Annotated in this window: 23 protein-coding genes and 1 tRNA gene; 12 read left to right on the top strand and 12 right to left on the bottom strand. The window is 66.3% G+C overall.

Features of this window, described 5'->3' with window-relative positions:
- Nucleotides 1-4 precede the first annotated feature (4 nt).
- From E7811_RS00795 to E7811_RS00775, 5 genes are all read right to left on the bottom strand, one after another.
- Nucleotides 5-1,108: a mandelate racemase/muconate lactonizing enzyme family protein gene (locus E7811_RS00795; protein WP_136392704.1), complete on the bottom strand. Its 1,104-nt coding sequence runs from the start codon at nt 1,106-1,108 to the stop codon at nt 5-7.
- A 146-nt stretch (nt 1,109-1,254) separates the two neighbouring features.
- Nucleotides 1,255-1,965, bottom strand: coding sequence for a GntR family transcriptional regulator (locus tag E7811_RS00790; RefSeq protein ID WP_136392703.1), 711 nt, complete (start codon nt 1,963-1,965; stop codon nt 1,255-1,257).
- A gap of 2 nt (nt 1,966-1,967) precedes the next feature.
- Nucleotides 1,968-2,816, bottom strand: coding sequence for an ABC transporter permease (locus tag E7811_RS00785; RefSeq protein WP_136392702.1), 849 nt, complete (start codon nt 2,814-2,816; stop codon nt 1,968-1,970).
- On the bottom strand, nt 2,813-3,631 hold the full coding sequence (locus tag E7811_RS00780; protein WP_394345586.1) for an ABC transporter ATP-binding protein: 819 nt from the start codon (nt 3,629-3,631) through the stop codon (nt 2,813-2,815). The genes E7811_RS00785 and E7811_RS00780 overlap by 4 nt, the downstream gene beginning before the upstream one ends.
- Entirely contained in the window at nt 3,631-4,662 is a 1,032-nt protein-coding gene (locus E7811_RS00775) for an ABC transporter substrate-binding protein (protein ID WP_136392701.1), read from the bottom strand. The genes E7811_RS00780 and E7811_RS00775 overlap by 1 nt, the downstream gene beginning before the upstream one ends.
- Before the next feature lie 244 nt (nt 4,663-4,906).
- On the opposite strand from E7811_RS00775, the gene E7811_RS00770 reads away from it, so the two are divergent.
- The 4 genes from E7811_RS00770 to E7811_RS00755 are packed head-to-tail and all read left to right on the top strand — an operon-like array spanning nt 4,907 to nt 7,933.
- The gene (locus tag E7811_RS00770; RefSeq protein ID WP_136392700.1) at nt 4,907-5,605 is read left to right on the top strand and encodes a fumarylacetoacetate hydrolase family protein; all 699 of its coding nucleotides are present in this window, start codon (nt 4,907-4,909) and stop codon (nt 5,603-5,605) included.
- Complete coding sequence (locus tag E7811_RS00765; RefSeq protein ID WP_136392699.1) at nt 5,602-6,240, top strand: RraA family protein; 639 nt, start codon at nt 5,602-5,604, stop codon at nt 6,238-6,240. The genes E7811_RS00770 and E7811_RS00765 overlap by 4 nt, the downstream gene beginning before the upstream one ends.
- A complete protein-coding gene (locus tag E7811_RS00760; RefSeq protein ID WP_136392698.1) occupies nt 6,237-7,103 on the top strand; it encodes an NAD(P)-dependent oxidoreductase in 867 nt (288 codons plus the stop codon). Before E7811_RS00765 ends, E7811_RS00760 begins: the two co-directional genes overlap by 4 nt.
- The gene (locus E7811_RS00755) at nt 7,103-7,933 is read left to right on the top strand and encodes a sulfite exporter TauE/SafE family protein (protein ID WP_136392697.1); all 831 of its coding nucleotides are present in this window, start codon (nt 7,103-7,105) and stop codon (nt 7,931-7,933) included. The genes E7811_RS00760 and E7811_RS00755 overlap by 1 nt, the downstream gene beginning before the upstream one ends.
- Nucleotides 7,934-8,486: 553 nt before the next feature.
- Here E7811_RS00755 and E7811_RS00750 read toward each other — a convergent pair.
- Nucleotides 8,487-8,562, bottom strand: a tRNA-Ile gene (locus E7811_RS00750).
- A gap of 141 nt (nt 8,563-8,703) precedes the next feature.
- Between E7811_RS00750 and purM the strand changes: the two genes are divergently transcribed.
- The 3 genes from purM (at nt 8,704) to rnd (ending at nt 11,643) form a co-directional block, all read left to right on the top strand.
- Entirely contained in the window at nt 8,704-9,750 is a 1,047-nt protein-coding gene (purM, locus tag E7811_RS00745) for a phosphoribosylformylglycinamidine cyclo-ligase (RefSeq protein WP_136392696.1), read from the top strand.
- Nucleotides 9,747-10,337, top strand: a complete 591-nt coding sequence (gene purN / locus E7811_RS00740) for a phosphoribosylglycinamide formyltransferase (protein ID WP_136392695.1) — start codon at nt 9,747-9,749, stop codon at nt 10,335-10,337. The genes purM and purN overlap by 4 nt, the downstream gene beginning before the upstream one ends.
- A 148-nt stretch (nt 10,338-10,485) precedes the next feature.
- Nucleotides 10,486-11,643, top strand: coding sequence for a ribonuclease D (gene rnd, locus E7811_RS00735; protein WP_136392694.1), 1,158 nt, complete (start codon nt 10,486-10,488; stop codon nt 11,641-11,643).
- Between the two features lie 42 nt (nt 11,644-11,685).
- Here rnd and E7811_RS00730 read toward each other — a convergent pair whose 3' ends face one another.
- The gene (locus E7811_RS00730; RefSeq protein WP_136392693.1) at nt 11,686-12,141 is read right to left on the bottom strand and encodes a hypothetical protein; all 456 of its coding nucleotides are present in this window, start codon (nt 12,139-12,141) and stop codon (nt 11,686-11,688) included.
- 156 nt (nt 12,142-12,297) lie between these two features.
- Between E7811_RS00730 and E7811_RS00725 the strand changes: the two genes are divergently transcribed.
- A complete protein-coding gene (locus E7811_RS00725; protein WP_136392692.1) occupies nt 12,298-12,720 on the top strand; it encodes a SufE family protein in 423 nt (140 codons plus the stop codon).
- 86 nt (nt 12,721-12,806) lie between these two features.
- On the opposite strand, the gene E7811_RS00720 is transcribed toward E7811_RS00725, so the two are convergent.
- The 3 genes from E7811_RS00720 to cobS all read right to left on the bottom strand — a co-directional run bounded on the left by E7811_RS00720 (nt 12,807) and on the right by cobS (nt 17,721).
- The gene (locus tag E7811_RS00720) at nt 12,807-14,603 is read right to left on the bottom strand and encodes an aminopeptidase P family protein (RefSeq protein WP_136392691.1); all 1,797 of its coding nucleotides are present in this window, start codon (nt 14,601-14,603) and stop codon (nt 12,807-12,809) included.
- 69 nt (nt 14,604-14,672) lie between these two features.
- Nucleotides 14,673-16,544, bottom strand: a complete 1,872-nt coding sequence (gene cobT, locus E7811_RS00715; protein ID WP_136392690.1) for a cobaltochelatase subunit CobT — start codon at nt 16,542-16,544, stop codon at nt 14,673-14,675.
- Between the two features lie 202 nt (nt 16,545-16,746).
- A complete protein-coding gene (gene cobS / locus E7811_RS00710; protein ID WP_211092075.1) occupies nt 16,747-17,721 on the bottom strand; it encodes a cobaltochelatase subunit CobS in 975 nt (324 codons plus the stop codon).
- A gap of 220 nt (nt 17,722-17,941) precedes the next feature.
- On the opposite strand from cobS, the gene E7811_RS00705 reads away from it, so the two are divergent.
- From E7811_RS00705 to E7811_RS00695, 3 genes are all read left to right on the top strand, one after another.
- Nucleotides 17,942-18,385 carry a hypothetical protein gene (locus tag E7811_RS00705; RefSeq protein WP_136392688.1) on the top strand — a complete coding sequence of 148 codons (444 nt, stop codon included), beginning with the start codon at nt 17,942-17,944 and terminating at the stop codon, nt 18,383-18,385.
- A gap of 93 nt (nt 18,386-18,478) precedes the next feature.
- Nucleotides 18,479-19,285, top strand: a complete 807-nt coding sequence (locus E7811_RS00700) for a class I SAM-dependent methyltransferase (RefSeq protein ID WP_136392687.1) — start codon at nt 18,479-18,481, stop codon at nt 19,283-19,285.
- A complete protein-coding gene (locus E7811_RS00695; RefSeq protein WP_168732891.1) occupies nt 19,282-20,964 on the top strand; it encodes a glycosyltransferase family 4 protein in 1,683 nt (560 codons plus the stop codon). The genes E7811_RS00700 and E7811_RS00695 overlap by 4 nt, the downstream gene beginning before the upstream one ends.
- Before the next feature lie 57 nt (nt 20,965-21,021).
- Here E7811_RS00695 and E7811_RS00690 read toward each other — a convergent pair whose 3' ends face one another.
- Nucleotides 21,022-21,657, bottom strand: a complete 636-nt coding sequence (locus E7811_RS00690) for a J domain-containing protein (protein WP_136392685.1) — start codon at nt 21,655-21,657, stop codon at nt 21,022-21,024.
- A 74-nt stretch (nt 21,658-21,731) separates the two neighbouring features.
- On the opposite strand from E7811_RS00690, the gene E7811_RS00685 reads away from it, so the two are divergent.
- Complete coding sequence (locus E7811_RS00685; protein ID WP_136392684.1) at nt 21,732-21,986, top strand: BolA family protein; 255 nt, start codon at nt 21,732-21,734, stop codon at nt 21,984-21,986.
- A gap of 263 nt (nt 21,987-22,249) precedes the next feature.
- Here the strand turns inward: E7811_RS00685 and gltA are convergent, their stop codons facing one another.
- Nucleotides 22,250-23,548, bottom strand: a complete 1,299-nt coding sequence (gltA, locus tag E7811_RS00680; RefSeq protein ID WP_136392683.1) for a citrate synthase — start codon at nt 23,546-23,548, stop codon at nt 22,250-22,252.
- Nucleotides 23,549-23,637: the final 89 nt, after the last annotated feature.

The raw sequence follows: 23,637 nt of genomic DNA, 5'->3' as shown, positions 1-23,637 counted from the left end.
GGGATCACCCCGCCTCGGCCAGCCGGTAGGCGGCGCGGTCAAGCCAGGCGGGGTTGACCTCCACCCCCCAGCCGGGGGCGTCGGGCACCGTCACATGGCCGTCCGTCACCCGGTAGGGATCGCCCAGGAAAAGCCCTTCCTGCCACGGATAGTAATCCGGCCCCTCGATCGACAGTTCCAGATACTTCCCGGCATTCGGGATCGCCTTCAGAAGATGCATCGTGGCCATCGTGACAAGGCTCAGGTTCGCCGAATGGGGCGTCACCGGCAGCCCTTCGGCGGCGGCCATCCGGCAGACCTGCAGGCTGCGGGTGATGCCGCCCATATACATCACGTCGGGCTGCGCGATATCGACCGACCGGCGGTCGAACATCAGCCGCCACGAGGAGTATTCGCAATCCTGTTCGCCCCCGGTCACGTCCAGATCCAGCGCGGCGCGCACCTCGGCGGTCTGGTCGTATTCCCAATAGGGGCAGGGTTCTTCGAAATGGCCGATGCCGTGGTCTTGCAGCATCTTCCCCACCTCGATCGCCCGTGCCGGGGAATAGCAGGAATTGGCATCCACCAGCTTGTCGATCCCGTCGCCGAGCGCGCGGGACACCGTGGCGATGACCTCGGGCGTGCGGCCGGGCCATTCGTCGCGGTCACGGCCGCATTCGGCACCCACCCGCCACTTGAAGGCGGTGAAACCATGCGCATCGCGCAGGCGGCGGAACCGGTCGGCCTCGTCCGCGGGGGTGATGTCGCGCTTCATCGAACTGGCATAGGCGCGCAAGGGGCCGGGCGTGCCGCCCAGCAGGGTGACCACCGGCTTTCCCTCGACCTTGCCGCGCAGGTCCCAGAGCGCGGTATCAAGCCCCGCCATCGCCCGGCGCAGGTAGCTGCCGGGATACTTGTGTTCCCTCTCGCCGATCCGGTCGAGCGTGTCGGCGAAATCCATCGCGTCGGTGCCAAGCGCATGGGGGGCGATCTGCCGGTGGAACACCTCGGCCGTGATGTCGGCGTTATAGGTCGAAACCTGCCCCCATCCGGTTTCCCCGCTGTCGGTCGTGACGCGGACAAAACCCACATCCGGGGTCGTGAAGGTTTCAAGGCGGGCAATCTTCATCCGGGCACCTCCGCTGGTTTGGGCCATCCTTTGTGGCCCGGCGGGGCGATGCGCGCCCGGATGCGACAGGTCACGGCGCAAACCGGCCTTGCCGCCCGATCATTCCGCAGAAGGGAAGGATCAGGCTTCCATATCGGTGTGCTGTGTCAGGGGGCGGGCTTGTCCGGGCCCACGACGCCCCGCAGACCGTCCAGCGTGAGGGTGTAATGTTCTTCCAGCAGGCGGCAGGCGCGATCGGCGTCGCGGTCCACGACGGCGGCCAGAAGCGCCTCGTGTTCGGCCGCCGCACCCTCCCGCCGTTGCAGGCTGGGATGCACGTTCATCGACAGGCTGCGATAGCGCACCGCCTGATCCATCATGGTCGAGCAGAACCCCAGAAGCCAGCTTGACCCGCAGCGGTCCAGCAGCAGCATGTGGAATTCCTTGTGGCGCAGTTCCCATTCCTCGGACAGTTCGCGCCCGGCCTCGGTCGGCAGGCGGCGATGGGTGCGCGCCAGCCGGTGATAGGCCAGCACCAGTTCCTCTTCCCAGGCCTCGTCGCCATTGCGGATCGATTCCCGCAGCGCCAGCGTTTCCAGCCAGATCCGGGTCTTCACCAGTTCCTCGAGCGAGGTCATCGAGATCTCGGCAACGAAAAAGCCGCGCTGGCTCTTGCGTTCGACCAGCCCTTCCGACGACAGCCTGTTCAACGCCTCGCGCACCGGGGCGATGCCGATGCCATAGCGTTCCGAGATCGCCTCGATCTGAAGCTTCTCGCCGGGAAACAGCTCGCCTCCCAGGATGTCCCGGCGGATCCGCGCATGCGCCTGTTCGGACAGGTTGCGCGGATCGCCCAACTTGTTGTCGGATGCATTCATTCCTAACCCACTCCACCCGGCCGGTCGGCCTTGTTCCAGAATACCAGACGCTTCTGCAACCAAGCGACGGCAAAGAAAAGGGCGAGGCCAAGCAAACTGAGATAGAGGATAAGCGCAAAGACGCGCGGCGTGTCCATCTGACTGGCCGATTGCCGGATCAGCGCGCCGAAGCCCTGGCCGCCGCCCAGGAATTCCCCGGTGATGGCCCCGGCCATGACCCCCACCGCCGCGATCTTCAGCCCGGTGAAGATATGCGGCAGGCCCGTGGGCAGCTTCAGCCGGAACAGGGTCTGCAACCGGCTGGCGCCCATCGACTTGAACAGCATCCGTTCGTTTTCCGACGCCGCGTAAAGCCCGGCGGCGGTCGAGACGACGATGGGAAAGGTCGCGATGAAGGCCGCAAGCGCCACTTTCGAGGCGATGTCGAACCCGAGCCAGGCAATGAACAGCGGCGCGAAGGCGACCTTGGGCATGGTGTCGATGGCCACCAGATAGGGCATCACCGCCCGTTCGCCGAACTTCGTCTCGCCCACAAGGACACCCAGCGAAAAGCCGATGCCCGCCGCGATAACGAAGGCCCAGAACACCGTGCGCGTGGTGGTCCATAGCGCCTCGAGCATGTAGCCGCCTGACAAGAGGTTCTTGCCCACGAAGATCAGGTCATCAAGCGTCTCGCCGGGGCTTGGCAGGATGATGGGCGAAACCCAGCCCATGCGGGCGGTCGCCAATTCCCAGATCGCGATCACGATCACCGCAAGGCCCAGCATCGCGGCCCAACGAGGGATCTGGTCGATCAGGGCGACCTTCTCGACCCAGACGGTATCGACATTCGGATCGGGATTGGCGGTCATTGGAAGGCCTCCTTGCCCAAGAGGTCGCGGATATGGGCCACGATCTGGCCGAACCGGGGCGTGTTGATCATTTCAAGCGTCCGCGGACGTGGCAGGTCGATCACGATTTCCTCGACGATCCGGCCCGGTCGGGGCTTCATCACCAGGATGCGGTCGGAAAGGATCACCGCCTCGGCCAGTGAATGGGTCACGAGAAAGGCGGTGGACTGCTGTTCGGCGCAGATCCGCTGCAATTCCATGTTCATGAAATCGCGGGTCAGTTCGTCCAGCGCGCTGAACGGTTCATCCAGAAGAAGCACGGCGGGGTTCGAGATCAGCATCCGGCAGATCGAGGCGCGCTGCGCCATCCCGCCCGACAACTCGCCCGGATAGACATTGGCAAAATCGCCAAGCCCCACCAGTTTCAGAAGGTCCAGCGCACGGGGCAGGGCGGCCTTGGCGGCCGCGCGGCCCTCGCGGATCTCGATCGGCAGGACGATGTTCTCGGCCGTGGTCTTCCACGGCAGAAGCGTGGCCTGCTGGAACATCATCCCGATGTCGGCGCGCGGGCCGGTCACGGGTTTCCCTTCCAGCACGACACGCCCCGTTGTGGGCGGCAAGAGCCCCGACATGATCTTGAGCAATGTCGACTTCCCGCAACCCGACGATCCGACGACCGAAACGAATTCGCCCTTGTGAAGCGTCAGGTTCACGTCGGTCAGGGCCGTCAGGCTGTTCCGGGCATAGGTTTTCGACAGCCGTGCGATCTCGTAGACCGGACGCGCGGCGGCGGCCGGATGTGCCGCTGTCAGGGGCCGGGGCTCTGCCATTGTCATCAGGCGTTCCAGCCTGCCACGAATTCGTTCGTGTAGACTGCGGCCAGATCCGGCAGCGGTGCCTCGAGCGCGCCCGAGGCGACGGCGGAATCGTGGATGGCCTGCCAGTGTTCCGGCGGCTGATAGCCAAAGCCCTGGCCCATGAAGGCGTCGGTCGGCGTCATCCGGTTCACCACACCGTCATAAAGCGAGGCGGCATAGTCCTGTTCGCCTTCCTGCGGGTTGCCGGCGGCGCAATGGGCCAGCGCCTTTTCCTTGTTCGCCGGATCGGCGGCAAAACGCGTGCCGCGCACCAGCGCCCGCCCGAACTTGGGCGCAAGGTCGGGTGTCGCCGCCATCTGGCTTTCCAGCATCGCAATCCCGTTGCCGAAGAAGCCCAGATAGGCCTCGGGCGTGATCTCGCGAAGGGTCAGTCCGCGCGCCGCCAGGATCGCCGCATCCGAAACGGCGCCGGCATAGCTGGCCACCTCGTCGCGCAGGAAGGCCACCGCCGCGGTGCCGCCATCGCCCACCGGCAGGAAGGTATAGTCGGTCCCTTCCGCAAGGCCGAGGTCGGTCATGATCGCCTTGGTGAACGAAACCTCGGCCCCGTCTGCGGTGCCCACGCCGATCACCGTGCCCTTCAGGTCGGCGGGCGTCTGATAGCTGCTGTCGGCCTTGACCAACAGACCGAAGACCGACTTCGGATAAAGGTTGTAGAGGAACTTCACATCCACCCCGCGGGCGCGGGCGCCCAGGGTCGGCCCCGGTCCCGGCGCGCCGATCTGCGCCTGGCCTGCTGTCATCGCCTGCAACACCGCCGACGATCCGTCGATCGCCTCAAGCCGCAGATCAAGCCCTTCCTCGGCGAAATAGCCTTCACCCACGGCCACCCAATAGGGCAGCCACGTCAGCGCCGAGGGGTTCGGGACCGCGAAGGTCACGGCGGTCTGTGCCCGGATGATGGATGGCGCGCCAAGCGCAAGGCTGGCCGCGCCACCCGCCGCAATCAGGCCGAAACTCCGCCGGCTCATGATCGTCGTGTTCGTCATGCTGTTCTCTCCTCCCGTTGTGCCTGGCCAGTCCGCTGGTGTGCCGGTGGTTTTCCGGTGGATTGCCGATCTGCGGCTGCGCCTGACTCGAAGGCTATACGATTCGTCATGAATTGCAAAAAAATATATGAAACGACCAAAAATACCGCTTCATATCTTGATCTGCGGGGCAAAGCGCGAAATCCTGCGGGTATCGAGACTCGAATCCCCGCCGGGCCATCCCCGGCCCAACAAGGAGTTCCCCATGGCGGCCTATGCCCTGACACCTCCGGCGCAAGCGCATCTGGATATCGTCGGCACCGAAGAGAAATTTCCCGTCCGCCGTATCTATTGCATCGGCAAGAACTACGTCGCCCACATCCGCGAGATGAACGCAGATGAACGCGACCCGCCGGTGATCTTCATGAAACCCTCGGACGCGATCGTGAAGAACGGCGGCGAAATCCCCTATCCGGTGCTGACCAACAACTTCCATTACGAATGCGAACTGGTCGTGGCGCTGAAGTCGGGCGGCTACAACATCCCCGAGGCCGAGGCCTCCAGACACATCTTCGGTTATGCCATCGGGCTTGACATGACCCGCCGCGACCATCAGGCCGAGGCACTGGCAAAGGGCCTGCCCTGGGAAATCACCAAGGCCTTCGATCATTCCGCCCCGGTCGGCCCGATCACCCGCGCCGAGGAGTGCGGCATCTTGCGGTCGGGCCATGTCCGGCTGAAGGTCAACGGCGAAGTCCGGCAGGATGCTGACATCTCGCTGATGATCTGGAACGTCGACGAGATCATCGCGAAACTTTCCGAACAGCATCGCCTGATGCCCGGCGACATCATCATGACCGGCACGCCCGCCGGTGTCGGATCGGTGGTTACGGGCGACGTGCTGGATTGCAGCATGGACGGCCTGCAGCCGATGCAGGTCCGCATCGGGCCGAAGGCGGCGTGACGGGGCAGGGCGCAGTAAGACCGGATGCGGCGGCGCTTGTCCCGCTTGGCACCGCGACATTGGGCGAGGCCTGGCCTGCCGCGCGCCTGCTTGCGGCCCCCCCGCGGCCTCTGGCGCCCGGCATGGCGATGGCGGGCCCTGCGCTGACCGTGCACTGCCGCCCCGGCGACAATCTCGCGCTGCATCTGGCCATCGCCTCGGCCAAGGGGGGCGAGGTGCTGGTGGTCGATTACGGCGGCAGCACCGAAAGCGGCCCCTTCGGCGAAATCATGGCGCTGGCCTGCCAGATGCGCGGGATCGTCGGGATGGTGATCGACGGATCGGTGCGCGACTGCGCGCAGATCGCGGCGCTTGGCTTTCCGGTCTTTGCACGCGGGCTGAACATCCGCGGGACATCCAAGGGCGACAGGGGGCGGATCGGCCAGCCCGTGACGATTGGTGGGGTCGAGATCGCGGTGGGCGACATCGTGCTTGCCGATGCCGATGCGATCGTGACCATCGCCCCGGCGGACCTGCCCGCGGCGCTGGCCGCCGCCCGGGCGCGCGCGGCCCGCGAGGCGGTGATGATGGATCGTTTGCGGGCGGGAGAAACAACGCTTGCCATTCTGGGACTGGACGGGAGAGACACAGCATGACCAAAGTGATCGGCATTGCCGGAACCGGCCGGATGGGCACCGCCTTTGCCCGCCGCCTGATCGAGACAGGCCACGATGTGAAGGTCTGGAACCGCAGCCCCGGCCGGATGGCCGCCGCCATCGGGGCAGGGGCCAAGGCCGCCGATCTTGGCGGGCTTGCCGGATGCGACGTGATCCTGCTGTCGCTGACCGATGCCGCCGCGTCCGGCGCGGTGCTGGACGACCTGATCCGGATCGGCATCGCCGGGCGCCTAGTGATCGAGATGTCCACCCTGCCACCGGCCGAGGCCGATGCCCTTGCCGAAAGGGCAGTGGCAGCCGGGGCCGATTTCCTGCATTGCCCGGTGGGCGGCACGGTCGCGCCCGCTCTGAAGGGGCAGCTTCTGGGCATGGCGGGCGGAACCGTCGCCGCCTTTGACCGTGGGCGGCCCGTGCTCGACCAGCTCTGCCGCCGGGTGGAACATATGGGACCCCCCGGCGCAGCGGCGCGGATGAAGCTTGCCGTCAACCTGCCGCTGGCGATCTACTGGCAGACGCTTGGCGAAAGTCTGGCGCTCTTGAAGGGCGCGGGCGTGCCGCATGACCTTGCCGTCAGCCTGATCGCCGACAGTTCCGCTGGCCCGACCGTGCTGAAGAACCGCGCGCAGGTCGTCATCGACACGCTGAACGGCACCGACCAGGCCGGCACCTTCGATATCGCGGGCTTGCAGAAGGATCTGCGGCTGGCGCTGGAACTTGGCACGGCGGACGGCACCCAGATGCCGCTCGCCCGCGCGGCCGCGTCCCCCTATCAGGACGCTGTCGAGGCCGGGCTTGGCCATTTCGACGGCGCGAGCCTTACCCGCAGGTCGGCGTCCGCCTGATGGGCTGGCTTGATCCCGCGACGCTTCTGCCGCTGGTGGCTGCCCTTGCCGTGGCGGGGGCGCTGATCGGCTTTCTGGCGGGGATCTTCGGGATCGGGGGCGGGGCGATTTCCGTTCCGGTCTTCTACGAGGTGTTCCAGACGCTTGGCCATCCGCCCGAAGTCGCAATGCCGCTGGCGGTCGGCACCTCGCTTGCGGTGATCGTGCCGACCTCGATCCAGTCCTCGCGCGGGCATTTCAGGCGCGGAACGGTGGACATGGACCTGTTGCGCCTCTGGGCGCTGCCGGTTCTGGTGGGGGTGCTTCTTGGCGCGGTGATCGCGCGATATGCCCGGCCCGAGGTGTTCCAGCTTGTCTTCGTCGCGGTGGCGGCGGTCAATGCGACCAAGCTTCTGGCGGGCGGATCAGGCTGGCGGCTGCGCGACAGCCTGCCCTCGCGCGCCGCATTGCGGCTTTACGGCGGTGGGGTGGGCCTTGTTTCGGCGCTGATGGGGATTGGCGGTGGCGCGGTGTCGAACCTGATCCTAACGCTGCACAATGTGCCGATCCACCGGGCGGTGTCCACATCGGCGGGCGTCGGGGTGCTGATCGCCATTCCCGGAACGCTTGGCTACATGATGGCAGGCTGGGGGCGGACGGACCTTCCGGCCGATGCGATCGGGTTCGTGTCACTGGCGACCTTCGCGCTGACGATCCCTACCTCGCTTCTGACGACCCGTTTCGGGGTGGCCTTGGCGCATCGGTTGTCGCGGCAGCATCTGGAACGCGCCTTTGGCCTGTTCCTAGCGGCGGTCTGCCTGCGCTTCCTCTGGGCCATCCTGGCCGGATGAGGGGCCATCCCGGCGGGATGAGGGGCCAGCCTGTCAGGCTCTGGTTCGGCCCGGCTGCTCATCCCGCCCCGGAGGGCATGGCGTTTCCGTCTCAGACGGTCGCCGCGATGATGGCCAGGAAAAAGACCGCCTCGAGGAACGGCATGCTGAGAACGACAGAACGGACGCTAGTCGCTGCGGAACCCACCAGGTGCAAGCAGGTGGACGGGGCGGTGGTCGTTTCCGATTTGATGTACATTATTTGTCTCTGGTTTGGATTGTTTTATCTTTCACCAACAATAACAGGCACTTACATGAACACTGGATAGCCCGGCGGTTGCGGCCCGTGAACTTGTCTTTCAGGACATGTCTTTTCGTTAGTACCGAAACGGCATGTCCCCGCGCTGCGAGGGGGTGATTACCCGCGCCTGTGTTTTCAATGGTGATTTCCCGCATCGATTGTGGCGTAGGGCGTGGTCAGTCGGCGTGTTGACCCTGACCGCGCCGAAACCCCGGATCGGCCCGGTATGGGCTGGAAACAGAGAATCAGGGGGGCAGATCGTCGCCTGCGGGATGGTGGGCCCGGAGGGACTCGAACCCCCAACCAAGGCGTTATGAGCGCCCAGCTCTGACCATTGAGCTACAGGCCCACGCAGTTCTGGTGATACCCTATCGGGGGCGGGGGTCAAGATTGCCCGGACCGGCGCGTGCGCCGGGGTCGCCTTTGTTGCGCTGCGGGCGCGAAAGGCGTATGGGGGCGCGAGCGGCGGATTCCCGAAAGGAGAGGGGCGATGAGCGAGGCGCAAAAGGGCTTGACCTATGCCGATGCGGGCGTGGACATCGACGCAGGCAACGCGCTTGTCGACCGGATCAAGCCGGCCGCGAAACGCACCGGGCGCCCCGGCACGGTGTCGGGTCTTGGCGGGTTCGGCGCATTGTTCGACCTGAAGGCGGCGGGCTACACCGATCCGATCCTTGTGGCCGCGACCGACGGCGTGGGCACCAAGCTCAGGATCGCCATCGACACCGGCAATGTCGACACGATCGGGATCGACCTTGTCGCCATGTGCGTGAACGACCTGGTCTGCCAGGGGGCCGAGCCGCTGTTCTTCCTTGATTATTTCGCGACCGGCAAGCTGGACGTGGACCAGGCCACGCGCATCATCGAGGGCATCGCGGCGGGTTGCGAGGCCAGTGGCTGCGCCCTGATCGGGGGCGAGACCGCCGAAATGCCCGGCATGTATCACAAGGGCGACTTCGACCTTGCCGGCTTTGCCGTCGGCGCGATGGAACGCGGCGCCGACCTGCCTGCGGGCGTGGCCGAGGGCGACGTGCTTCTGGGACTGACCTCGAACGGGGTCCATTCGAACGGCTATTCCTTCGTTCGCAAGGTGGTGGAACTGTCGGGCCTTGGCTGGGATGCGGCTTGCCCCTGGGGCGAGGGCAGCCTTGGCGCGGCCCTTCTGGCACCCACGCGGCTTTACGTGAAGCAGGCGCTGGCGGCGATCCGCGCGGGCGGCGTGCACGGGTTGGCCCATATCACCGGCGGGGGCCTCACGGAAAACCCGCCCCGCGTCATCCCCGATGGCCTGGCCTGCGAGATCGACCTTGCCTCCTGGCAGCTTCCGCCGGTCTTCCGCTGGCTTGCGGAAACCGCGCGCATGGCCGAACCCGAACTGCTCAAGACCTTCAACTGCGGCATCGGCATGATGCTGGTGGTTTCCCCCGACCGGGCCGAGACGCTGGCCGCGCTGCTGCGCGAGACGGGCGAAACCGTGGTGCCGATGGGCCGCGTCGTGAAGGGCGCGGGCGTGGTCTACAAGGGGCGGCTTCTGTGAAACGCGTGGCCCTTCTGATTTCGGGGGGCGGGTCGAACATGGTGGCCTTGGCCGACAGCATGACGGGCGACCATCCGGCGCGCCCCGTGCTGGTTCTGGCCAATGACCCCGAGGCCGGGGGGCTGGCCAAGGCCGCAGCGCGGGGAATCCCGGTTGCGGTGGTGGATCACCGGCCCTTCAAGGGCGATCGCGCGGCCTTCGAGGCCGAACTGGTGAAACCCATCCTTGCGGCCGGGGCCGATATCGTCTGCCTTGCCGGGTTCATGCGGGTGCTGACGGCGGGCTTCGTCAACCGTTTCGCGGGCCGGATGCTGAACATCCACCCCTCGCTCCTGCCGAAGTATCCGGGCCTGCACACCCATCAGCGCGCCATCGACGCGGGCGACACGAAGGCGGGTTGCACCGTGCACGAGGTGACGCCGGTTCTGGACGATGGCCCGATCCTCGGGCAGGCCCGCGTTCCGGTGCTGCCGGGCGATACCGCCGAAATCCTTGCCGCCCGCGTGCTGGTGCAGGAGCACCGGCTTTATCCGGCGGTCCTGCGGCGCTATGCGGCGGGTGACCGGACGCCGGTCTTTCTGGACTGATCGGGCGCAGGGGGCGCAGGCGGCGTTCCGCTGCGACCTTGCCGCAACGCGCCACCCCCGCCGGGGCGGCAGGTCTTTTCACCGCCCGGTGAACAGCCTATAGCGGCAATGCGGGACGAACCCGCAAGCAGCTTTCCGAAAGGCCCCGATGCGCACGATCACCACCACCGAAGACCTCGCCGCCTTTTGCCAAGCCGCCAAGTCCCAGCCCTATGTCACCGTCGATACCGAGTTCCTGCGCGAACGCACCTACTGGTCCAAGCTCTGCCTGATCCAGCTTGCGCTGCCCGGAAAGTCGGGCGAGGCGGTTCTGGTCGATCCGATCGAGGGCGAGGGCATGAGCCTCGAGCCGCTCTATGACCTCTTCCGCCACAAGGCGACGGTGAAGGTGTTCCACGCGGCGCGCCAGGACCTGGAAATCTTCTTTGTCGAAGGCGGCGTCTTTCCCGAACCGCTGTTCGACACCCAGATCGCCGCGATGGTCTGCGGTTATGGCGAACAGGTCGGATACGAAACGCTGGTGCGCAAGATCGCCCGTGAAAACCTCGACAAGACCTCGCGCTTCACCGACTGGTCGCGCCGCCCGCTGTCGGAGGCGCAGAAGGAATACGCCCTGGCCGATGTGACGCATCTCAGGGTGGTCTATGAATCGATGGCCGCCCAGTTGCAGAAGTCGGGCCGCGCCAAATGGGTGGCCGAGGAACTGGCCGTTCTGACCGATCCTGAAACCTATACGGTGCGCCCCGAAGAGGCGTGGCTGCGGGTCAAGACGCGCACCACCTCGGGCCGGTTCCTGGCGGTGGTGCGGGAACTTGCGCGCTTCCGCGAGGAATATGCGCAACGCAACAACGTGCCCCGGTCGCGCGTGATGAAGGATGACGCGCTTCTGGAGCTGGCGTCCACCCGCCCGACCAACCACGAGGAACTTGGCCGGTCGCGCCTGCTGCTGCGCGAGGGACGCCGGGGCGACGTGGCCGACGGTATCCTTGCCGCGATCAAGGTAGGGATGGAGGCAAAGCCCGAAGACCTGCCCAAGGTGGACCAGAGCCGCGACCAGTTGCAGGTCAACCCGGCGCTGGCCGATCTGCTGCGCGTGCTGCTCAAGGCCAAATCCGAAGATCTGGGCGTGGCCCCGCGCCTGATCGCGCCCGCCAGCGAACTGGATCAGATGGCCGCCGGAATGCGCGACCTGTCCTGCCTGAAAGGCTGGCGGATGGAAGCCTTCGGAAACGAGGCGCTCAGGCTCTGCAAGGGTGAAATCGCCCTGACCGCGAAGGGCAGCACGGTGCGCGTCGTCGCGCTCTGACCCGCGCTTTGGCAGTTTTCTGATTGCCCGGCTGTGGCCGGGTCAGCGCCGCGACGATCGCGCGTTCGTCTCGCCCTGGACCACGATCTGGGTGATGCTGCCCAAGCGGATGTTCGACAGGAACGCCCCCACCGTCACCTCGCGCGAGCGGGGCGTGCCTGCGGGCTTGCCCTGCAGGGGCGGGGTCAGACGGAAGTCATAGGTCAGCACGCCATCCTCGAAGGACCGTTCCACCAGTTCGCCGTCCCACCAGCCCTGGCTCGGCGGAAGGCCCTTGGCCCGCACGATCGCGCCTTCGGGGACGGGTTCCACCGTCATCTCCAGCACCTGAAGCACCAGCGGACGCACATCGGCGGGCTTCAGATCCGCCACTGTCTGCACCGCGACGGGTTCTGACCGGCCGAACCAGTTGAACGGGTTGAGCCGCGAATTCTGGATGCGCGAACAGGCCGTCAAGGCGGTTGCGGCGACGAGCAATGCCAGAACCGGCGTCTTCATGCGATCTTCCCCCGTTTCGTTCCTCCCTTGGGTAGCCGATAGGCGCGGCTTTGAAAAGCCGCTCCGTGGGCAGGTCCGCGGCCTGCGGACTTCGCCGCATCTGGACCTTGGCGGGCAAAGCGCCTAGGTGAAGGCAAGCCGCGACAAGAGGATGCCATGGCCACGCCCGCCTTCGAGGAGATTGCCGAAACCTTCGAGTTCCTGGACGACTGGGAGGACCGCTATCGCCACGTCATCGAACTGGGCAAGGCGATGCCGCCCCTGGACGAGGCGTTCCGCGTGCCCGCCTTCAAGGTCGACGGCTGCGCAAGCCAGGTCTGGCTGCGCCCGATGATCGACGGGCAGGGGCCCGGCGCCCGGTTCGACTTTCAGGGCGACAGCGACGCGATGATCGTGCGCGGGCTGATCGCGGTCCTGCATGCGCTCTATTCCGGTCTGACCCTGACCGAGGTGGCGCGCGTCGACGCGCCCGCCGAACTCGCCCGTCTCGGCTTGAACGAACACCTGTCCTCGCAGCGGTCGAACGGGGTCCGCGCGATGGTGGAACGGATCCGCGCCACTGCTGCCGCAGCAGCCTGACGGATGATGGGGCAGGGGCGCTGCCCCCTATGAAGGACATCAGGGGGGAAGACAGCCCCCCTTCCTCATGTCCAACAAAGAGCCGCTCAGACCGGGGCGCAGGCCGACGCCAGCCACACCCGTGCGGCGTCGGAAACGCGGGGTCCGATCCTGTCCATCACTGCGCAGTGATAGGCATTCAGCCAGTCGCGCTCGCCGGGGGCGAGGCGTTCGGTCAGGATCAGCCGCCGGTCGAAGGGCACGAAGGTCAGGGTTTCGAAGGCCAGATGGTCCCGCCCGTCGCCTGCCTTGGCGGCCTCTTCCACGACGATCAGGTTCTCCAGCCGGATGCCGAAGGCGCCCTCGCGGTAATAGCCCGGCTCGTTCGACAGGATCATGCCGGGCCGCAGGGGCACCTCCGAGATCCGCGACAGGCGCTGCGGCCCTTCATGGACCGAAAGGAAGGCCCCCACGCCATGCCCGGTGCCGTGATCGAAATCGCGCCCCGCGACCCAAAGCGGATACCGCGCCAGCGGATCAAGGTCGCGCCCGGCAAGGCCGCGCGGCCAGCGCACGCGGGAAATCGCGATCAGCCCCTGAAGGACTGCAGTATAGCATTCCTGCGCCTCGGCCGAGACGGGGCCGATCGCCATCGTCCGGGTGATGTCGGTCGTCCCGTCCGCATATTGCGCCCCGGAATCGACCAGCAGCAATTCACCCTGCCGCACAGGGCGATTCGTCTCGTGCGTCACGCGGTAATGCATGATCGCACCATTCGGCCCGGCTCCGCAGATCGTGTCGAAGCTGATGTCATGCAGGGCGTTGGTGGCCCGCCGGAAGCCTTCCAGCGCGGTGACGACATCGATCTCGGTCAGCCCGCCCTTCGGGGCTTCGGCATCGAGCCAGCACAGGAACTCCACCATTGCCGCGCCGTCCCGCAGATGCGCCTCGCGCATGCCCGCGATCTCGCCCGCGTTCTTGCAGGCCTTTGGCAGTCGGCAGGGGTCGTCGCCCCACACGACGGCGATGCCCGCCTCTTCCAGCTCGCGGCTGACGGCCAGGGGGGCTGTGGTGCGATCCACCCGGACAGGACCGGGCAGGGTATGCAGGCCCGGCACGAAGGCCGCAGGCGGGCGCAGCGTCACATGCGGGCCAAGATGGGCGCGCGTCGGCTCGTCGAATTTCGCCGGATCGGCGTAGAGCGTGACATGGCCGTTGTCCTGGAGCACGGCAAAGCCATGCAGGATCGGATTTCTTGGCACATCCGCCCCCCGGATGTTGAGAAGCCAGCAGATCGAATCTGGCAGCGTGATCACCGCCGCACGTTCCCCGGCCTGCGCCAGCCCCGCCGCCAGCCGGTCGCGCTTTGCAGCGGCCGTTTCCCCGGCCAGGTCGTCGCTGTGAACGAAGGCGCGCCCCACCGGCGGTGCGGGCTGATCGTTCCAGATAGAATCAATAAAATTCCTTGTGGAGCGGAGGGTTATGCCGGAACCCTCAAGCGCTGAATCAAGCTTTTCAATCTCGTCCGCCGTGTGCAGCCAGGGATCGAAGCCGATCACGCCGCCCGTCAGCTTTTCGCGGATCCAGGCGCCGGGCTTGACCTCGGGCCAGGGCACCGGGGTAAAGGCCGCAAGGTCCACCTGCGCCTTCACCTGCACGCGGTAGCGCCCGTCGATGAACACGCCCGCCACATCCGGCAGGACGATGCAGAATCCCGCCGACCCGGTGAAACCGGTCAGCCATTGCAAGCGTTCGTCGCGCGCGGCGACATATTCGCCCTGATGCGCATCCGAACGCGGCACGATGAAGCCGGCCAGCCCCTCGGCCGCCAGCCGCGCCCGCAATTGCGCCAGCCGAACGGGCCCTGTGGCGGGTGAAGCCGTGCTCTCGAATGTCTGGAACATGACCTCTTCCTCACTCTGGCAAAAATATCCTCGGGGGGTGCGGGGGGCAGACAGCCCCCCGCCGCCACGCTATCCGACCCGGCGCATCCCCAGCACCCGCGCCCGCATCCTCGGGTCGCTGTCGAAAAGGCCGGCCAATTGTTCCGTCATGGCGCCTGCCAGCTGTTCGACATCGGTGATCGTCACCGCGCGCTGGTAATAGCGCGTCACGTCATGGCCGATGCCGATGGCGATCAGTTCCACCGCCTTGCGCCGCTCCACCATCGCGATCACGTCGCGCAGGTGCTTTTCCAGGAAATTCGCCGGGTTGACCGACAGGGTGGAATCGTCCACCGGGGCACCATCCGATATCACCATCAGGATCTTGCGCGCCTCGGGCCGGGCGGCGAGCCTGCGATGCGCCCATTCCAGCGCCTCGCCGTCGATGTTCTCTTTCAGCAGCCCCTCCTTCATCATCAGGCCCAGGTTCTCGCGCGCGCGCCGCCAGGGCGCATCGGCCCCCTTGTAGATGATGTGGCGCAGGTCGTTCAGGCGGCCGGGCTGCTGTTCGCGCCCCGAGGCCAGCCATTTCTCGCGGCTTTGGCCCCCCTTCCAGGCGCGGGTGGTAAAGCCCAGGATCTCGACCTTCACCGAACAGCGTTCCAGCGTGCGCGCCAGGACATCGGCGCAGATCGCGGCGATGGAGATGGGGCGGCCGCGCATCGAACCGGAATTGTCCAGCAGCAGCGTCACACAGGTGTCGCGGAACTCGGTGTCCTTCTCCTGCTTGAACGACAGGGGTGTCGTGGGGTTCGCCACCACGCGCGCAAGGCGCCCGGCGTCCAGCGTGCCTTCCTCGAGGTCGAACAGCCAGGACCGGTTCTGCTGTGCCTGAAGGCGGCGCTGCAGCTTGTTCGCCAGACGGCTGACCGCACCCTTCAGCGGCTCAAGCTGCTGGTCGAGATAGGCGCGCAGCCGTTCCAGTTCGGCCGGTTCAGCCAGATCCTCGGCACGAATTTCCTCATCGAATTCCGTGGTATAGACCGTATAATTCGGATCGGCGTCGGAATGCGGCGCTGGCGGGGGCGGCTCCAGCGGGGCCTCGCCCTCGGGCAATTCCGCCTCTTCGCCGTCGTCCATGTCGGCGCTGTCCTCCATGGAGACCTGCGCCTCCTTGGCGTCCTGCTGCTCTTCCTGGCTCTGTTCAGGGCTCGGTTCGCTCTCGTCGGTTTCCTGGCTGTCGTCGCCCGCGCTGTCGGGGTTGTCCTGATCCTCCTGGGCCTCGTCCTCCATCTCGTCGTCCTGGTCGAGATCGGGGTCCTCCCCAAGCTGGTCGCCATATCCCAGATCGGCGATCACCTGACGGGCCAGCCGGGCGAAGGCCGCCTGATCGGCCAGCGCGGCGTCAAGCCTTTCCAGCGTTCCGCCGGCCTGTTCCTCGATGAAGCCGCGCCACAGGTTCATCACGTTCTCGGCGCCCTTCGGAAGGTCGCGGCCGGTCGCCAGATGCCGGACCAGATATCCCGCCGCCACCGAAAGGGGGGCATCCGCGTTCGAGGTGATCTGGCCATAGCCCTTGCGGTCGGCCTCATGGGCGATCTTCGCGTCGATGTTCGTGGCGGTGCCGGGCATGGCGCGCGCGCCGACCGCCTCGCAGCGGGCGGTTTCCATCGCGTCATAGATCTCGCGCGCAAGCCCCCCGGGCGGGGCATAACGGGTCGCGACCGCCTCGTCATGGTACTTGCGGCGCAAGGCGAAGGCATCCGCCGTGCCGCGCGCCAGCATCACCTCGTCCCGCGTCATCCTGCGGCTGACCTGCGGCAGCCGCACGCCTTCCTTCGTCATCCCCGAGGGGTCGACGCTGAAGGTCACGGTCATCTCGGGATCATCCGCCATGACCTTGGTCGCCTCGGCAAGCGCTTTCTTGAAAGGGTCGGCGGGGTTGTCGGTCGGTTTGGTCACGGCTTGCGTCCCTCGATCGGTCCGGCATGTGGCGGGCGGGGCGGGGGGCTGTCTGCCCCCCGCGCTTCCCTGCGGGAAGCTCCCCCCGAGGATATTTTCAGACAGAAAATCCGTGAGGCGTTCGTTTCCATTTTCTGTCCAGAAATATCCTCGGGGGGTGAGGCCGAAGGCCGAGGGGGGCAGACAGCCCCCCTTCCTTTTCTTACTTCATCGCCATCGAGGCGGCGCTTTCCGGTAGTTCCTCGCCAAAGCAGCGCTGGTAGAACTCGGCCACCGTCTGGCGTTCCAGCTCGTCGCATTTGTTCAGGAATGACAGCCGGAAGGCATAGCCCACGTTGCGGAAGATTTCCGCATTCTGCGCCCAGTTGATCACCGTGCGCGGGCTCATCACCGTGGAGAGGTCCCCGTTCATGAAGGCGGTGCGCGTCAGGTCGGCCACTGTCACCATCTGGTTGATGGTCTTGCGGCCCTTTTCGGTGTTGTAATGCGGGTTCTTGGCCAGGACGATCGCGGCCTCGGCGTCATGGGACAGATAGTTCAGCGTGGCGACGAGGCTCCAGCGGTCCATCTGCGCCTGGTTGATCTGCTGGGTGCCGTGGTAAAGCCCCGTGGTGTCGCCCAGACCCACGGTGTTGGCGGTGGCAAACAGCCGGAAGGACGGATGCGGGGTGATGATCTCGTTCTGGTCGAGAAGCGTGAGCTTGCCGTCATGTTCCAGGACGCGCTGGATGACGAACATCACATCCGCCCGGCCCGCGTCATATTCGTCAAAGACGATGGCCACGGGGTTGCGCAGCGCCCAGGGCAGGATGCCTTCGTGGAATTCCGTCACCTGCTTGCCGTCGCGCAGCTTGATTGCGTCCTTGCCGATCAGGTCGATCCGGCTGATGTGGCTGTCGAGGTTGACGCGCACGCAGGGCCAGTTGAGCCGGGCGGCGACCTGTTCGATATGGGTCGATTTGCCGGTGCCGTGATAGCCCTGGATCATCACCCGGCGGTTGTAGGCGAAGCCCGCAAGGATGGCGAGCGTCGTGTCGGGGTCGAACTTGTAGGTCGGGTCGATCTCGGGCACGCGGTCGGTGCGTTCGGCAAAGCCCTTGACCTTCATGTCCGTGTCGATGCCGAACACGTCCCGGACAGAGATTTCTTCGGTGGGTCTTGCCACTGTATCAGCCATGTCTTCCGCCATTCTCGTGATGCGCCTGTCCCGGCGCGGTGCTTTCGGGTTTTGTGGAACATAACGCCGGGGGCTGCAAGGGGAAGGGCACGGGCGACAGGGGATTGTGGCAGGGCGGTCTGCACGACCGCTGCACGGGACGGGCAGGGCGGCTGCACAGGGCGGCTGCACAGGGTGGGCGATGATGGGGCCTGCGGCAGGAAAGGTGAAGGGGGCCGGGATGACGGAACAAGGGGCGAGAGGGGCGATGGCGCCGGGGCGGCGGGCGGCGGTGGCGCTGGCCGTCGGGCTGGTGGGTGCAGGGGTGATGCTTTGGGCCACCTGGGACCGGGCGGGGGTGACCGGGCGCGATCTGCGGCTGATCCTTTATGCCGGGGCGGGATCGGTGGCCGCGGGGCTGGCGGTTGCGCCGCTGTTCGGCCGGCCCGGGCGCGCTGGTCTGGGATGGGCCGTGCTGGGGGCGGTTCTGGCCACGGGGTTGGGCGGCGCGGTGGCGGGGCTTTTGTTCGATCCGATGGGCGCCGGGGTTTTTCGCGCTGCCGTTGTCGGGGCGGCGATGGGGCTGATCCTGTCGCTGGGATCGGTCCCGGCTGCCGCGTTCTGGGCCGGGGGCATGGCGTTGGTCCACGTGCTGGCGCGCGGGCGCCGGGCGCCCACCGAATAGCCCACCAAATGGCCCACCGAATAGGTTGTGGACCGAAGCCGGGCGACAGGCTAACCTTTCGCGCGAAGAAGGCCCATCGGAAAGGCCCCAGGCATGAGCAGCAGGAAACCCACACCCCTTACGGTGCGCGTCACCGAGGATCTGCAGAGGATGCTGGAGGGCGACCCCAGCCATGACCGGCTGGTGGCAGCCCTGCGCCATCTGGCGAAATGGCGGTCGCATCTGGTGTCCGAGACGCTGACGAAGATGTCGGGCGACACGGTGCTTTCGGGGCCCTTCAAGGGCATGAAATACGGGGTCCGCGCCTCGGAAGGCACCCGCTCGGCGCGGCTGATCGGCTGTTACGAGGCCTCGCTGGCCGACGTGGTGGAAACGATCATCGCGCGGGCCTATCCGCTGGTGATCGATATCGGATCGGCCGAGGGCTATTATGCCGTGGGTCTGGCCCGGCGCATGCCCGAGGCGCGGGTTCTGGCGCGCGACGACAACCCCTTCGCGCAGTCGCTGTGCCGCAAGCTGGCCGAACAGAACGGCGTCGCCGACCGGATCGAGATCGGTGGCCGTATGGAGGCGGCGGATTTCGCCATCTGCACGACCGCAAGGTCGGTCATCGTCTGCGACATCGAGGGCGCCGAGGAAGACCTGCTGGACCCGGCGCAGGCGCCCGGCCTTCTGGCGGCCGATATCCTGGTCGAGGTGCATGAGGGGATGAAACCCGGCCTTCTGGAAAAGATCGCCCGCCGCTTCCGCCCGACGCATGCCCTGCGCCGCATCGAACGGCGGATCGACGACAGCGGACTGCCCGACTGGATGCACCAGTTGTCCGACATGGACCGGCTTCTGGCGGTCTGGGAATGGCGGGCCGGGCCGACACCCTGGCTCTGGATGGAGCGGAAATGACCGCCCGCGCCGACCGCAACGCCGCGATATGGTTTGCCAGCGACGGCTATGATCCGAAGGCCAAGGGAATTAACGGGCGGCGCGTTGCGGGCGAAAGTTTCCTGCGCGGTTTCCTGACCCATGCCGATGTGGACGAATTTGTCCTGCTGGCCCATGGCGGGGCCGGGCCCGCTGCGGTGCGGGCCGCTGCCCGCGACCTGCGCCCCGACATGCCGTTCCGCGCCGTGAGCCTTGCGGATGTGCATCGCATCTCGCCCCTGGGGTGCATCAACTATCCCAGCCCGAACTTTGCGACCGAGGTCTGGCGCCGGGCGCCCTATGGCGCGGCGGCCTGGTCGATCTGCGGGATCACGCACACCACCTCGACCGCAGGCGTCATGCAGGGGTTCTTCGACCTGCGGATGAGCCCGCACGCCGACTGGGATGCGGTGATCTGCACCTCGCAGGCGGTGCAGGCCAGCGTCCGCGCCCAGATGGACCTGATCGACGACCACATCCGCCGCCGGTTCAACGCACCACCCCCGCCGCGACCGCAGCTTCCGGTGATTCCCCTTGGCATCCACACGGCCGAGTTCGCCCCCGACCCTGCGGCGGGCGCGGCGTTGCGCGCGCGGCTCGGGGCAGGGCCGGAGGATCTGGTGCTGACCACGATCGCACGACTGACCCCGCACGAGAAGTTCGATCCCCTGCCGGTCTATCTGGCGCTGTCACAGGCGGCGCGGCAGCTTGCGCCGGGGCAACGGCTGCATCTCGTGCTCTGCGGGATCTTCCGCGACGACTACAGCCGCCGCGTTTTTGAAAGCGGTGCGGCGCGGCTGATGCCCGAGGTGGGTTTCCTGATCCTCGATGGCGCCCGGGCCGAAGATCGGCAGGCGGCGCTTTCGGGGGCCGATGCCTTTGCCTTCCTGATCGACAACATCCAGGAAACCTTCGGTCTCGCCCCGATCGAGGCGATGGCCGCAGGCCTGCCGCTGATCGTCTCGGACTGGGACGGAATGCGCGACACCGTGACGCCCGATACGGGCATCCGCGTGGCCACGCGCACCCTGCGCCCCGAACATGCCGTGCGCGAGGCGTTGCGCTATCAGGGCGGGGCCGACAGCTATGTGCAGTATTGCGCGGGCGTCTCGGCGCTGACCCAGATCGACGTGCCGGGGATGGCCGAGGCCGTTCTCAGGCTGGCGCGCGATCCCGCGCTGCGCCGCCGGATGGGCGAGGCCGGGCGGCGCCGGGCGGTGGAACATTACGACTGGTCCCGCGTCATTCCCCGCATGCAGGATCTCTGGGCCGACCTCAACGCGCGCCGCCGCCGCGCCCCGGTGCCGCCGCCGCGTTATCCGGCTTGGGGCCTGCCGGTCGCGCCGTCGCCCTTCCTGCTGTTCGGGGCCTATCCCAGCCAGGTGGCAGGCTTCGGGGCCGAACGCTATGTCGCCACCCCGCCTGCGGCAGGCGCGCCGGATGTGGCGGCCATGCTTGCGCTGCGCGATTATGCGGGGCTGAAGCGGCAGTTCGAGCCGACCGCCAGTGTCGAGGCGGTGATGGCCGCGATCCTTGCGGGCGCGGACCGGGGCCTGAGCCGCCCCGAGGTGGAAAATGCCACCGGCCTGCGCGCGCCTGCGGTGGAGCGGGCGATGATCTGGCTTCTGAAATACGATTTCATCCGCCCCTTCGGACGCTGAACGGGCGGCCACCGAACGGGCGCCCACCGAACGGGCGCCCACCGAACGGGATCGTTCTCAGTCGCGGAAATAGCGGCTGATCTTGATCTGGTCCCAGGCCCAGACGACCTCTTGCAAGCGGGTTTCGTCGTCGCGGTTCCCGCCGTTCATGTCAGGATGAAGATCCTTGACCAGAGATTTGTATTGCTTGCGGATTTCCGTCTTGGTCCAGGTGTCCCGCGCATCGAGGATCTCAAGCGCCTTGCGTTCGGTGGAGGGCAGCTTGCGGATTGCGCCCGACGGCTCCGCCCGGCCGGGATTCTGCGTCGCCTTCTCGCCCAGGATCGACATCGGATCATCCACGCCAAGACGCGACCAGACGCGCCCCTCGTCGGGGCGCTTGCCGAAGGGCTGCGTTTCGCGCCCCCAGAGACGGTCCTTGTCGAGAAACTTCTGGAATTCCTCGTCAGAGGTGCCCTGGAAGAAGTTCCACTTCAGATTGTATTCGCGCACATGATCCTTGCAGAACCAGAAATACTCGTCCAGCAGGTCGGGGGATTTCGGCGCACGATAAAGGCCCTGCTCCGAACAGCCGGGATACTCGCAACCCCGGTTCGAGCTTTCAAAGGCCCCCGACATGCCGCGCCGACCGGTCTTGCGGCGCTTCTTGTCGGCGGACACACGGATATCGAATTCGAACGGGGGCTTGGACATCTTACCTTGCCTTTGCGAGTCGGGAGGCGAGAGTTTAAAGGATTGAGCCGGGGATTGAAGGGGGAGCCGATCAAATGGGCGTCGAGAATGAAATCCGCAACCGTCTGGGCGCGGCCTTCCGCGTGACCGAGCTTGAGGTGATCAACGAAAGCTACCGGCACGCGGGGCACGCGGGCGACGACGGGTCCGGCGAAAGCCATTTCCGGATCAGGATTCGCGCGCCCGAATTCGCCGCCCTCAGCCGGATCGACCGGCACCGCGCGGTCAACCGCGCCCTGGGTGACCTGACCGCGCGCATCCACGCGATCGCGCTCGATATCGGCGACTGATCCAGGCACCACCCGCTTCCTGTGCAGGAGCCAGGAAAGGCGGCTCTGCCCCCTCGGGCCTTGCGGCCCTCACCCCCGGGATATTTGCGCGAGAATGAAGAAAGTTTGATTCAAATTGTCTTTCAACCTGACGAAAACACCCTCGGGGGGTGAATTTGCCGAAGGCAAAGAGGGGGGCAGACAGCCCCCCTTCCTGCCCACCCCGCTCCACAACATGAAAACGGGGCCGCAAGGCCCCGTTTCGGTTTTCTTTTCCGGAATGTTCAGCGGTGCCGGACGTCGATATAGTCGCGCTGCTTCGGGCCGACGTAAAGCTGGCGCGGACGGCCGATGCGCTGCGTCGGGTCGCCGATCATTTCCTTCCACTGGGCGATCCAGCCGACGGTGCGCGACAGGGCGAAGATCGGCGTGAACATCGAGGTGGGGAAACCCATCGCCTCGAGAATGATCCCCGAATAGAAGTCCACATTCGGGTAGAGCTTCTTCTCGACGAAATATTCGTCTTCCAGCGCGATCCGTTCCAGTTCCTTGGCGACCTGGAGGGTGGGGTTGTTTTCGATCCCCATCAGGCCGAGGACCTCGTCGGCGGATTCCTTCATCACTTTCGCGCGCGGGTCGAAATTCTTGTAGACCCGGTGCCCGAAGCCCATCAGGCGGAACGGGTCGTTCTTGTCCTTGGCGCGGCGGATGTATTCGGGAATCCGGTCGACCGTGCCGATTTCGCGCAGCATCTCAAGGCAGGCCTGGTTCGCGCCGCCATGCGCCGGTCCCCAGAGGCAGGCGATGCCCGCCGCGATGCAGGCGAAGGGGTTGGCGCCCGACGATCCGGCCAGACGCACCGTCGAGGTCGAGGCGTTCTGTTCGTGATCGGCATGCAGCATGAAGATCCGGTCCAGCGCCTTGGCAAGGACCGGGTCGACCTTGTAATCCTCGGCCGGGACGGCAAAGCACATGTGCAGGAAGTTGCCCGCGTAATCGAGGCTGTTCTTCGGATAGACGAAGGGCTGGCCGATCGAATACTTGTAGGCCATCGCGGCGATCGTCGGGACCTTTGCGATCAGGCGGATCGCGGCGACTTCGCGCTGCCAGGGATCGTTGATGTCGGTCGAGTCGTGATAGAAGGCCGACATCGCCCCCACAACGCCCACCATAGTGGCCATCGGATGGCTGTCGCGGCGGAAGCCGCGGAAGAAATAGTGCATCTGTTCATGCACCATCGTGTGGCGGGTCACACGGGCTTCGAAATCGCTCATCTGCGCGGCGTTCGGCAGCTCCCCGTAAAGCAGCAGGTAGCAGACTTCGAGGTAATGCGACTTTTCCGCCAGCTGTTCGATCGGATAGCCGCGATACTGCAGCTCGCCCTTGTCGCCGTCGATATAGGTGATGGCGCTTTCGGTCGAGGCGGTGGAGCTGAAGCCGGGGTCGAAGGTGAAGACATCGCCCGCGCCGTAAAGCGTGCGGATGTCGATCACATCCGGGCCGACGCTGCCCGAAAGGATCGGAAACTCGATCGACTTGTCGTCGAAGGTCAGCCTGGCAGTGCGCTTGGTTGTCTCACCCATCTCCGTCCCTTTCGTTCAGGCCCGCCAGATCCGGCGTGGCCATGTGGTGGTGCCCTTTCGGGGCCAAGCGGAGCGAGGCTGCGGCACGG

Source organism: Aliigemmobacter aestuarii (assembly GCF_004799285.1).
GTDB classification, from domain to species: Bacteria; Pseudomonadota; Alphaproteobacteria; order Rhodobacterales; family Rhodobacteraceae; genus Aliigemmobacter; species Aliigemmobacter aestuarii.
The sequence above is the reverse complement of the archived record's forward strand: the minus strand, read 5'-3'. Positions and strand labels throughout refer to the sequence as shown.

What these genes read in the sequence shown, in the direction of transcription:
- E7811_RS00770 (WP_136392700.1), top strand. Translation starts at nt 4,907, where the DNA reads ATGGCGGCCTATGCCCTGACACCTCCGGCGCAAGCGCATCTGGATATC.
- E7811_RS00760 (WP_136392698.1), top strand. Translation starts at nt 6,237, where the DNA reads ATGACCAAAGTGATCGGCATTGCCGGAACCGGCCGGATGGGCACCGCC.
- E7811_RS00755 (WP_136392697.1), top strand. Translation starts at nt 7,103, where the DNA reads ATGGGCTGGCTTGATCCCGCGACGCTTCTGCCGCTGGTGGCTGCCCTT.
- E7811_RS00695 (WP_168732891.1), top strand. Translation starts at nt 19,282, where the DNA reads ATGACCGCCCGCGCCGACCGCAACGCCGCGATATGGTTTGCCAGCGAC.
- E7811_RS00730 (WP_136392693.1), bottom strand. Translation starts at nt 12,141, where the DNA reads ATGAAGACGCCGGTTCTGGCATTGCTCGTCGCCGCAACCGCCTTGACG.
- E7811_RS00785 (WP_136392702.1), bottom strand. Translation starts at nt 2,816, where the DNA reads ATGACCGCCAATCCCGATCCGAATGTCGATACCGTCTGGGTCGAGAAG.
- E7811_RS00790 (WP_136392703.1), bottom strand. Translation starts at nt 1,965, where the DNA reads ATGAATGCATCCGACAACAAGTTGGGCGATCCGCGCAACCTGTCCGAA.
- cobS (WP_211092075.1), bottom strand. Translation starts at nt 17,721, where the DNA reads ATGGCTGATACAGTGGCAAGACCCACCGAAGAAATCTCTGTCCGGGAC.
- E7811_RS00725 (WP_136392692.1), top strand. Translation starts at nt 12,298, where the DNA reads ATGGCCACGCCCGCCTTCGAGGAGATTGCCGAAACCTTCGAGTTCCTG.
- E7811_RS00720 (WP_136392691.1), bottom strand. Translation starts at nt 14,603, where the DNA reads ATGTTCCAGACATTCGAGAGCACGGCTTCACCCGCCACAGGGCCCGTT.
- E7811_RS00705 (WP_136392688.1), top strand. Translation starts at nt 17,942, where the DNA reads ATGACGGAACAAGGGGCGAGAGGGGCGATGGCGCCGGGGCGGCGGGCG.
- E7811_RS00700 (WP_136392687.1), top strand. Translation starts at nt 18,479, where the DNA reads ATGAGCAGCAGGAAACCCACACCCCTTACGGTGCGCGTCACCGAGGAT.
- E7811_RS00780 (WP_394345586.1), bottom strand. Translation starts at nt 3,631, where the DNA reads ATGACAATGGCAGAGCCCCGGCCCCTGACAGCGGCACATCCGGCCGCC.
- rnd (WP_136392694.1), top strand. Translation starts at nt 10,486, where the DNA reads ATGCGCACGATCACCACCACCGAAGACCTCGCCGCCTTTTGCCAAGCC.
- purM (WP_136392696.1), top strand. Translation starts at nt 8,704, where the DNA reads ATGAGCGAGGCGCAAAAGGGCTTGACCTATGCCGATGCGGGCGTGGAC.
- E7811_RS00690 (WP_136392685.1), bottom strand. Translation starts at nt 21,657, where the DNA reads ATGTCCAAGCCCCCGTTCGAATTCGATATCCGTGTGTCCGCCGACAAG.
- E7811_RS00775 (WP_136392701.1), bottom strand. Translation starts at nt 4,662, where the DNA reads ATGACGAACACGACGATCATGAGCCGGCGGAGTTTCGGCCTGATTGCG.
- E7811_RS00685 (WP_136392684.1), top strand. Translation starts at nt 21,732, where the DNA reads ATGGGCGTCGAGAATGAAATCCGCAACCGTCTGGGCGCGGCCTTCCGC.
- E7811_RS00795 (WP_136392704.1), bottom strand. Translation starts at nt 1,108, where the DNA reads ATGAAGATTGCCCGCCTTGAAACCTTCACGACCCCGGATGTGGGTTTT.
- gltA (WP_136392683.1), bottom strand. Translation starts at nt 23,548, where the DNA reads ATGGGTGAGACAACCAAGCGCACTGCCAGGCTGACCTTCGACGACAAG.